We start from the raw sequence: 8,124 nt of genomic DNA on the forward strand, positions 1-8,124 counted from the left end.
GGCCCAGACTGACGCGACCACGCCTGCACCCATCGAAATCCCCGCCAGCACCGTATCGCCGGGCGTCGAGGCCAGGGCATCGCGCGCCCTTTGGCAAATGACCTCCCAGCCGATCCGCGCCTTGATCGCGAAGCCTTGCTCGAGATCGTCCGTCGCCACGCCCGCATAGAGGTCCGGCAGCGAAACGGCGTGACCGGCGGCGCCCAGCTTTCCAGCGAGATGCCGCTCGTGCTCGCGCAGCCCCAGAACCGAATGAAACAGGATTATGTTCGCGGACATCCGGTCATGATACCTGCCGGCACATGCCGTCTCAACGGCTGGGTACGTCATGAGGCGTGCGGCTTCCATTCTCCCGGCGTGGCACTACTTTGGACTGAACCCAAAGCACTCGACTGGAGAACAACATGAAGCCGCAAATCATCTGCCATATGCTGGCATCCCTTGACGGCAGCCTCCACCCCAGCCGCTATACCTCGAGCCCCGATGGCACCCGGGCCGAGTGGTCGAGCCTCTACGAGCATATCCATAATGATCTCGCGGCTGATGCCTGGATCGTCGGGCGCGTCACCATGGCCGAGATGAGCAAGGCCGGCGCGCATCCGCCGGCCAATGCCGGCAAGGTCGACCGGCCCTATCATTTCGCGCAAATAGGTGCGGGTTATGCCGTGGCGCTCGATGCCTCGGGCAAGCTTCATTTTTCCAAACCCGACATCGGTGGCGACCATGTCGTGGTGCTGCTTGGGCGCGACGTTGCCGACAGCCATTTGGCAGAGCTTGCCGCCGACGGCGTGTCCTATATCGTCGCGGAAACCGGCGATATCGATCTCGCCGCGATGCTTGAGGTCCTCGGACGCGAACTCGGCATAAGCCGGCTGCTGCTCGAGGGCGGCGCCAGCATCAACGGTTCCTTCCTCGCCGCCGGGCTCGTCGATGAATTGAGCCTTCTCGTTGCACCCGCGATCGACGGACGGGCCGCCAATCAGGGTTTCGTCGAGTTCGGCGAGAGCGGCCTGGCGGGCAAGACGCAGCTGTCCCTGAAGAGCTGCGAGGCGCTGGCGCATGGGCTCGTCCATCTGCGCTACGCGGTCAGCCCTGGAGCATAATCCCGAAAGGTCGCGGCGTGGCCCAGGGTCTCCGCGACGGGGCTGACGAAGTCAGAGACTTCGGCTCACCTCGAGCGTTGCTAAGCGCATCAATACCGCATGGCGTCGAGATCGGCGATCAGCGTCGGGCCGGTGGGGTGCCAGCCGAGCCGTGCCTGGGTCAGAGCGCTGGAGGCCGGCAGATCCATCGGCGCGAACATCGCCATCCAGCCGAAATGCTCCGCCGCCTTTTCCGGCGCAATGGAAACCACCGGCAATTTCAAACCCCGGCCGAGCGCCTCGGCGATAGCGCGCACTTCGACACCTTCCTCGCCGACCGCGTGATAGCGCGCGCCCGGCTGCCGCTTTTCCACGGCGAGCCGGTAAAGCCGCGCCGCATCGAGGAGGTGGCCCGCGGAGTAGCGATTGCGGCCGTCGCCGACATAGGCCGAGACGCCCCTTTCACGCGCGATCTCGATGAGCGGCGTGATAAGGCCTTGCTTGACCGGATTGTGGACCTGCGGCAGCCGCACCACCGACACATTGATGCCGGCGTCCAGCAAGGCATTGCCGGCCAGCTCCGAGGCGATGCGCGGATTGGGATGGCTGGCGTTGAAGACGTCCTCGATCGCCAACTGGCCATGCCCGGGGCTGCCCATGCCGACGCCAGAGGTGATCACCAGCGGCCGGTCGGAGCCGGCGAGCGCGGCGCCCAGTGCGGCGATGACGCGTTTGTCCTTTTCGCAATTCTCGGCAAACCGCGAAAAATCGTGGTCGAATGCCGTGTGGATCACGCCGTCCGCCTTGGCCGCGCCATCGCACAGCCCTTCGGGCTCCTCGAGCGTTCCGCGATGCACTTCAGCACCGGCGGCGGCCAGCGCCTCGGCGCCGGCGTCGGAGCGGGTCACGCCGACCACCTGATGGCCTGCCTTGATGAGTTCGGGAACGATCGCGGAACCGATGAAACCGGTCGCGCCGGTGAGAAAGATACGCATGCAAAATCTCCTGTACAGTTGCCTGCGTAATATTGCCGGTCTATTATTCTATTAAAGTAGTGATCTTATCGTGGTATAATGGCTAACAGGATGCCTTCCAATTCCGGCTCACTAGCAGCGTTCCTCAAAGACCGGCGCACCCGGCTTGATCCCGCATCATTCGGGTTTTCCGGACGCAGACGCACGCCGGGGCTGCGCCGCGAAGAGGTCGCACAGCGCGCCAACATCAGCCCGACCTGGTACACATGGCTGGAACAGGGCCGCGGCGGCGCACCCTCGGCCGATGTCCTCAACCGCATCGCCAAGGGGCTGCTGCTGACCGAGGCGGAGCGCGAACATCTTTTCATGCTCGGGCTGGGGCGCCCGCCCGAGGTCCGCTACAGGGGCGTCGAAGGCGTCAGCCCCCGGCTGCAGCGCCTCATCGACACGCTCGATGCCAGCCCCGCCATAGTCAGGACCGCCACCTGGGACGTCGTTGCCTGGAACCGTGCCGCGAGGGTCGTGCTGACCGACTACAGCACCCTGCCCGAGGGCGAGCGCAACATTCTGCGCTTCATGTTCCTCAGTCCCCATATCCGCGCCAGGCAGCACGACTGGCAAAACCTCGCCCGTTTCGTGGTGGGCGCGTTCCGGGCCGATGCGGCACGCGCCGGTGCTGTCTCCGAGGTGCGTGAACTCGTCGACGAACTCTGCAGCGCCAGCCCCGAGTTTGCCGCCCTGTGGCGGGAAAACGGCGTGCTCAGCCATGGCGACGGGACAAAGCGCCTGAAGCACCCGGAACTTGGCGATATCGAACTGGAATATTCGGGCTTCGCGGTCGACGGCCGGCCGGATTTGAGCCTGACCGTCTACAACCCGGTCGACAGCGCCGTCGCCGACCGTATTCGCACGCTGGCCCTCACCCGACACCCCAAAGAGTAAGGGCGGGACGACCTATCCGCTGCGATGACTCCCGCCCGCTCTCAAGCGCGCTCGCAGACCGCCTTCAGGATCTGCAAGGTCGGTCCCCAGTAGAGATTGGCGTGCGGACGGATCGCCGGTTCGGCGAAGTCGCTGAGCGTCAGTGTCAACAGTGTTCCCCCATCCGCCGGCGCCAGGTCGAAGCTGACCACGGTGTGATTTTCGGGCACGTCCGCCAGACGCGAGGCCGACAGCGTGCTCCAATAGCTGTAGGCGAAGCTCATTCCCGGCTCAAAAGTGCGGATGGTGCCGTGGTTTTCGAACGGTATTCCGTGCAGCAGTCCGCGCATGACGATCGCGCCGCCGGCCTGCCCTTGCAGGCTGACGGTCAACTCCTCGTCGGACATCCATTGCGGGATCATTTCTGGCGTCGTTAGTATCCGCCAGACCTTGGCCGGCACGGCACCGATGACGACGGTCTTGGTTATCGGCGCAGCGGACTCACTCATGGGGTGCAGATTATAGCGGATGCGGCGGCGACAATATCGCTGTTCCAGGCGGTACGGATGCCGCCATTGCCCCTTGCCCTGTATAGGAAGACAGCACCACGCTTGCGAAGCCATTGCAGCCCGTGGCATCTGTCGGCTCCACCAGCGCAGACGGCACCATGACACCACGGCAGACACGGCAGAGCGGCAGGCAGGGGGCGCCCGGCGTCAGTCTCAACCGGGCGCTGTCGAAGCTCGGCCTGTGCTCGCGCACACAGGCCGAGGTGCTGATCGCCGAAGGCCGCGTGCGCGTCGGCGGCAAGGTGGTGCGCGATGCGGCGCTGCGCGTCGACCTCGACCGCGACCGCATCGTCGTCGACGACAGGCCGGTGGTTGCCGAGCGCAAGGTCTACCTCATGCTCAACAAGCCGCGCGGGCTGGTCACCACCCGCGACGACCCGCAGCAGCGCGACACCGTCTATGCCTGCCTGGAAGGGCTCGATCTGCCCTTCGTCTCGCCGGTAGGCCGGCTCGACAAAGCCAGCGAAGGCATGCTGCTGATGACCAACGACACCCGGTTTGCCAACCGGCTGATGGACCCGGCCTCGCATCTGCCCAAGACCTATCACGTGCAGATCGGCACGGTGCCGGACGAGGCGATGCTGGAGACGTTACGCGCGGGCGTGACCGTCGACGGCGAGACCCTGACCGCCAGCTCGATCGAACTCTTGCGCAGCGGCGGCCGCACCGCCTGGCTGGAGATCGTGCTCGACGAAGGCCGTAACCGCCACATCCGTCGCCTGCTCGCCGCGCATGGCGTCGAGGTCCTGCGCCTCATCCGCATCGCTATCGGCCGCCTGCCGCTCGGCGACCTCGCCAAGGGTACGGCACGGCATTTGACAGCAGAAGAGTTGGCGCTGCTGAGGGGGTAAGCAGGGCGTGCCGCTGGTGCAGGCGCACGGCGATCCTTCCTGACGGAAAGCTGTCAGCAGGCCTGGCCTATAGGTCGGATGGGAGCCGGCCACGGCTTCAACGATCAGGGAGCCAATGCAATGAATTTCGTCTCCGTCCGCATCATCACGTCGGACGTCCAGCGTCTCGTTCACTTCTACGGTGAGATCACCGGCATGCCCGTGACGGTGTACACGGAAGACTTCGCCGAACTGGCGACGCCGACCTGCACGCTGGCGATCGGCAGCACGCGCACCTTGATGCTGTTCGGCGGCGACATCGCCCGCCCCGCCGACAACCACACCGCCATCATCGAGTTCCGCGTCGGCGACGTCGATGCTGAATTCGCCAGGCTCTCGGACCTCCTCAGGAATATCACTGTGCAGAAGCCGACCACCATGCCCTGGGGCAACCGCTCGCTGCTGTTTCGCGACCCTGACGGCAATCTGGTGAATTTCTTCACGCCGGTAACCGCTGAGGCGATCAGGAAATTCGACAGATAGGCGTAAGCGGCGCCGCTGGCCGAAGCTGCTCTATTTCTGGTTCCATTTCCGGATGACCGGCTCGCTCAAATCATGCTCGTAGCCGAGCACGCTGATGCTGGCCGTATCGAGCACGAGCAGCGCGCCGCCCTCCGGCGGCAGCCCGATCCAGCGCGCCGCCAGCACGCGCAGAAAATGCGCGCTGGAAAACACCAATATGCTGGCATTGGCCTCGCGCAGCCCAGCGATAATCCTGTCGGCCCGCGCGCCGACATCGGCCGCCATCTCGCCCTTTGGACACCCATCGCGAAACACATTCCAGCCGCGGCGCTCGGCCAGGATCTGTTTTGTCGTCAGCCCCTCATAGGCGCCATAGTCCCACTCCTGCAGATCGTCCTTCTTGACGCTCTGCGCGCCGAAGCCGGCCAGTACGCTGGTGTTGTAGGCGCGCTGCGACGGGCTCGACCATACGGCCGAAAAAGACAGGCCCTCGAGCCTGTCCGCGAGACCCCGCGCGGCGGCCTCGCCAACCGGGGTCAACGGCATGTCGGTGCGGCCGGTATGCTGCCCCGAAAGGCTCCATGCCGTTTCACCATGCCGGACCAGATGGATTTGCGGATACGGGTTGCTCATGGACTGCCTTTCAATGTCACCGGCACCTTAGGCGACGATGCGGCAAAGGGGAATCCGCTTGGTACAAGACTGCGTGGTCGCCTGGCCTTGATCCGCGGCGGGGCCGGCCCTGTGATCGGCCCGAGGCCGCAACTATATCAAGGCCAGCCCTCCACAAGGCTCCCGCCACCTCAAGGGCATCGGCCCTTGCGCAACAGGTCATGTCATCATGTACAAACATTTGCTCATCGCCACGGACGGATCGGAACTGGCCGACAAGGGCGTTACCCACGGCCTGACATTGGCCAAGGGCCTCGGCGCCTCTGTTACTTTCATCACCGTCTCCGAACAATTCCCGATCTTCGCCTGGGGCGGCGCCATGGCCGGCTACGCCGCCGGCGATGAACTGGCCGCCTATCAGGAAGAAGCGCGCAAATACGCCAAGGAAGTTCTCGACAAGTGCAAGGCATCGGCCGACGCCGCCGGCGTCTCGGCGGAGGTCGTGCATGTCGAGGACAAAAGGCCCGCCGAAGCCATTCTGGAACTGTCGCAGGCCCTGGGCTGCGACCTGATCGTCATGGCTTCGCACGGCCGCCGCGGACTAGGCAAGCTGCTCCTCGGCAGCCAGACGGCGGAAGTGCTGTCCTACACGGAGATCCCGGTGCTGGTCGTGCGGTAGGGCTACTACGGATCGCATGCTCCATCGAAGCGGGTAATGACAATGTCGTTACGCTGTGCTAGATATGCGCAACGAAGGAGCCGTCCATGCCAACGTCACATCATCCGGTGCCGAAGAGCGTTCCGCTCAACATCCGCGTCAAGCCGGAAGTTCGCAATCTGATCGACCGCGCAGCCGAATTGCTCGGTAAGAATCGCACCGACTTCATGCTTGAAGCCTCGCAACGCGCCGCTGAGGAAGCGTTGCTCAACCGTCTCGTGTTTACCGTCGAACCGGATGTCTACGCTGCGTTTCTGGCACGCCTCGACGCGCCGCCGCAGCCCAACGACCGATTGCGCCGCACGATGACGACAAAGGCTCCGTGGGAAGCTGCGTGACGCTGTCGGTCCCGGTTCCACTCGCGGATCATCACGAACTCGGGGAATTTTCGTCGGGCATTACAGCGCTCGACGATTGGTTGAAAAAACGTGCTCGCACCAATCAAGCGGGCGGTGCATCCCGGACCTATGTGACTTGCAAAGGCAACCGTGTGATTGGCTACTATGCCGTTGCCAGCGGCGCCGTGAAAATGGTCGAAGCTTCCAGCCGTTTCCGGCGCAACATGCCCGATCCGATCCCCGTCGCAGTGCTAGGCAGGTTGGCCGTAGACCAAGCCTATCACGGTCGGGGCATCGGTCGGGCGCTGGTAAGGGATGCCGGTCTACGAATTCTCCAGGCTGCTGAAATACTGGGCATCAAAGGCATAGTGGTGCATGCGATTTCCGACGATGCCCGAGCTTTCTACATCACCATCGGGTTCGAGCCCTCGCCGGTCGAGCCGTTGACACTCATGGTCACGCTCGCTGATCTCAGCGAAAGCATTGGCTGACGACTTCCTGCCAGTGCTCTGGGGAAGTCCGGCGCCTAGAACACCAACTCCCCCACGAGATAGACCCCAAGCGCCAGCAACCCCGCGAAGAACACTTTGCGGAAGGTCTCGACGCTCATCTTCTGGCGCAGCGCCTGGCCGGCGAACATGCCGGCCAGCGCCGGCACAAGGGCTGCGACCGACCCCACCAGTTGCGCACTCGGCGACGCCAGGGCGCCTGCCTTGAACAACCCGATGGCGAGCGCCGCCGTCGACACGGTGAAGGACAGGCCGAGCGCCTGGATCAGGTCTTCTTTCTCCAGCCGCAGCGACTGCAGATAGGGCACCGCCGGGATGACGAAGACGCCGGTGGCGCCGGTGACCAGCCCGGTCGCCACCCCGACCAGCGGTGACATCAAGGCTTCGCGGCGCGCCGGCGTGGTGAAGCCGGCTTTGGCGAGGCCGAGGATCGCATAAAGCACCAGTGCGGCGCCCAGCCCCACTGAGGCCGCGCCCGTATGCGTGCCGGTCAGCAGGCCGGCGCCGGCAACGGTGCCGAGCATCACGCCGGCCATCATCGTCCACAGCCGCTTGCACAGCCGGGCGAAGGACGGGCCGGTCAGCAATTGCCAGAGGTTGGTAACCAGCGACGGGATCAAGAGCAGGGCAGCCGCCTGCGCCGGCGGCATCGTCACCGCCAGCAGGCCCATCGCAACGGTCGGCAGGCCCATGCCGACGACGCCCTTGACGAAGCCGGCGGCGAGGAACACGGCGCCGATCCAGGCGAGGATGCCGGCGCTCAGCATGATCGTATCTTCAGGGCCGGATCAGTCATGCAGCAGCATATCGGTTGCGTCGGCATCCGGGCTGGCGGCCTTTGCCGGCGCCGCATCGCGGCTGGTGGATACGACCGTCGCCGCGCATCCCCGCAGGCCTGATCCCGCTCGCGCCATGGCAAGGCCGGCCACCGCAATGGCCAGCACGATCGCCGTGCTTTCAAGAATGCCGAGCCGGCCTGATGTTCGTTCGTTCATCGCAATTCTCCTTCGAAACTGTTTGACGAAAATCCTGGCCGATCACAATGTGGA

12 protein-coding genes and 1 pseudogene are annotated in these 8,124 nt (G+C 64.6%); 7 read left to right on the forward strand and 6 right to left on the reverse strand.

Annotated features, from left to right (window positions below):
• Nucleotides 1-279 (reverse strand): annotated as a pseudogene (locus EN969_RS08185) (dienelactone hydrolase family protein); the annotation flags it as partial.
• Nucleotides 280-404: 125 nt separating this feature from the next.
• On the opposite strand from EN969_RS08185, the gene EN969_RS08190 reads away from it, so the two are divergent.
• Nucleotides 405-1,103, forward strand: a complete 699-nt coding sequence (locus tag EN969_RS08190; RefSeq protein ID WP_063168646.1) for a RibD family protein — start codon at nucleotides 405-407, stop codon at nucleotides 1,101-1,103.
• 89 nt (nucleotides 1,104-1,192) lie between these two features.
• Here EN969_RS08190 and EN969_RS08195 read toward each other — a convergent pair whose 3' ends face one another.
• Entirely contained in the window at nucleotides 1,193-2,077 is an 885-nt protein-coding gene (locus EN969_RS08195; RefSeq protein ID WP_063168647.1) for an SDR family oxidoreductase, read from the reverse strand.
• 78 nt (nucleotides 2,078-2,155) lie between these two features.
• Here EN969_RS08195 and EN969_RS08200 point away from each other — a divergent pair, with 78 nt between their 5' ends.
• Nucleotides 2,156-2,998, forward strand: coding sequence for a helix-turn-helix transcriptional regulator (locus EN969_RS08200; RefSeq protein WP_063168648.1), 843 nt, complete (start codon nucleotides 2,156-2,158; stop codon nucleotides 2,996-2,998).
• 41 nt (nucleotides 2,999-3,039) lie between these two features.
• On the opposite strand, the gene EN969_RS08205 is transcribed toward EN969_RS08200, so the two are convergent.
• Complete coding sequence (locus EN969_RS08205) at nucleotides 3,040-3,486, reverse strand: SRPBCC domain-containing protein (RefSeq protein ID WP_063168649.1); 447 nt, start codon at nucleotides 3,484-3,486, stop codon at nucleotides 3,040-3,042.
• A gap of 158 nt (nucleotides 3,487-3,644) precedes the next feature.
• Here EN969_RS08205 and EN969_RS08210 point away from each other — a divergent pair, with 158 nt between their 5' ends.
• Both EN969_RS08210 and EN969_RS08215 read left to right on the forward strand, forming a co-directional pair.
• Complete coding sequence (locus EN969_RS08210) at nucleotides 3,645-4,397, forward strand: pseudouridine synthase (protein WP_063170295.1); 753 nt, start codon at nucleotides 3,645-3,647, stop codon at nucleotides 4,395-4,397.
• A gap of 120 nt (nucleotides 4,398-4,517) precedes the next feature.
• Entirely contained in the window at nucleotides 4,518-4,919 is a 402-nt protein-coding gene (locus tag EN969_RS08215) for a VOC family protein (RefSeq protein WP_013530567.1), read from the forward strand.
• A gap of 30 nt (nucleotides 4,920-4,949) precedes the next feature.
• Here the strand turns inward: EN969_RS08215 and EN969_RS08220 are convergent, their stop codons facing one another.
• Nucleotides 4,950-5,531 (reverse strand): histidine phosphatase family protein, encoded by a 582-nt coding sequence (locus EN969_RS08220; protein ID WP_063168650.1) that lies wholly within the window; start codon nucleotides 5,529-5,531, stop codon nucleotides 4,950-4,952.
• Between the two features lie 208 nt (nucleotides 5,532-5,739).
• Between EN969_RS08220 and EN969_RS08225 the strand changes: the two genes are divergently transcribed.
• The 3 genes from EN969_RS08225 (at nucleotide 5,740) to EN969_RS08235 (ending at nucleotide 7,057) form a co-directional block, all read left to right on the forward strand.
• Nucleotides 5,740-6,189: a universal stress protein gene (locus EN969_RS08225; RefSeq protein ID WP_027160859.1), complete on the forward strand. Its 450-nt coding sequence runs from the start codon at nucleotides 5,740-5,742 to the stop codon at nucleotides 6,187-6,189.
• A gap of 86 nt (nucleotides 6,190-6,275) precedes the next feature.
• Nucleotides 6,276-6,566, forward strand: coding sequence for a DUF1778 domain-containing protein (locus tag EN969_RS08230; protein WP_013530564.1), 291 nt, complete (start codon nucleotides 6,276-6,278; stop codon nucleotides 6,564-6,566).
• The gene (locus tag EN969_RS08235; RefSeq protein WP_063168651.1) at nucleotides 6,563-7,057 is read left to right on the forward strand and encodes a GNAT family N-acetyltransferase; all 495 of its coding nucleotides are present in this window, start codon (nucleotides 6,563-6,565) and stop codon (nucleotides 7,055-7,057) included. The genes EN969_RS08230 and EN969_RS08235 overlap by 4 nt, the downstream gene beginning before the upstream one ends.
• Nucleotides 7,058-7,092: 35 nt before the next feature.
• Here EN969_RS08235 and EN969_RS08240 read toward each other — a convergent pair whose 3' ends face one another.
• Both EN969_RS08240 and EN969_RS08245 read right to left on the reverse strand, forming a co-directional pair.
• Nucleotides 7,093-7,842: a sulfite exporter TauE/SafE family protein gene (locus EN969_RS08240; RefSeq protein ID WP_063168652.1), complete on the reverse strand. Its 750-nt coding sequence runs from the start codon at nucleotides 7,840-7,842 to the stop codon at nucleotides 7,093-7,095.
• Nucleotides 7,843-7,863: 21 nt separating this feature from the next.
• Entirely contained in the window at nucleotides 7,864-8,070 is a 207-nt protein-coding gene (locus tag EN969_RS08245; protein ID WP_063168653.1) for a hypothetical protein, read from the reverse strand.
• Nucleotides 8,071-8,124 lie beyond the last annotated feature (54 nt).

The organism is Mesorhizobium sp. M7A.F.Ca.CA.003.01.2.1 (assembly GCF_003998945.1).
GTDB lineage: Bacteria > Pseudomonadota > Alphaproteobacteria > Rhizobiales > Rhizobiaceae > Mesorhizobium > Mesorhizobium ciceri.

What these genes read in the sequence shown, in the direction of transcription:
- EN969_RS08215 (WP_013530567.1), top strand. Translation starts at nt 4,518, where the DNA reads ATGAATTTCGTCTCCGTCCGCATCATCACGTCGGACGTCCAGCGTCTC.
- EN969_RS08205 (WP_063168649.1), bottom strand. Translation starts at nt 3,486, where the DNA reads ATGAGTGAGTCCGCTGCGCCGATAACCAAGACCGTCGTCATCGGTGCC.
- EN969_RS08210 (WP_063170295.1), top strand. Translation starts at nt 3,645, where the DNA reads ATGACACCACGGCAGACACGGCAGAGCGGCAGGCAGGGGGCGCCCGGC.
- EN969_RS08220 (WP_063168650.1), bottom strand. Translation starts at nt 5,531, where the DNA reads ATGAGCAACCCGTATCCGCAAATCCATCTGGTCCGGCATGGTGAAACG.
- EN969_RS08195 (WP_063168647.1), bottom strand. Translation starts at nt 2,077, where the DNA reads ATGCGTATCTTTCTCACCGGCGCGACCGGTTTCATCGGTTCCGCGATC.
- EN969_RS08245 (WP_063168653.1), bottom strand. Translation starts at nt 8,070, where the DNA reads ATGAACGAACGAACATCAGGCCGGCTCGGCATTCTTGAAAGCACGGCG.
- EN969_RS08230 (WP_013530564.1), top strand. Translation starts at nt 6,276, where the DNA reads ATGCCAACGTCACATCATCCGGTGCCGAAGAGCGTTCCGCTCAACATC.
- EN969_RS08240 (WP_063168652.1), bottom strand. Translation starts at nt 7,842, where the DNA reads ATGCTGAGCGCCGGCATCCTCGCCTGGATCGGCGCCGTGTTCCTCGCC.
- EN969_RS08200 (WP_063168648.1), top strand. Translation starts at nt 2,156, where the DNA reads ATGGCTAACAGGATGCCTTCCAATTCCGGCTCACTAGCAGCGTTCCTC.
- EN969_RS08225 (WP_027160859.1), top strand. Translation starts at nt 5,740, where the DNA reads ATGTACAAACATTTGCTCATCGCCACGGACGGATCGGAACTGGCCGAC.
- EN969_RS08190 (WP_063168646.1), top strand. Translation starts at nt 405, where the DNA reads ATGAAGCCGCAAATCATCTGCCATATGCTGGCATCCCTTGACGGCAGC.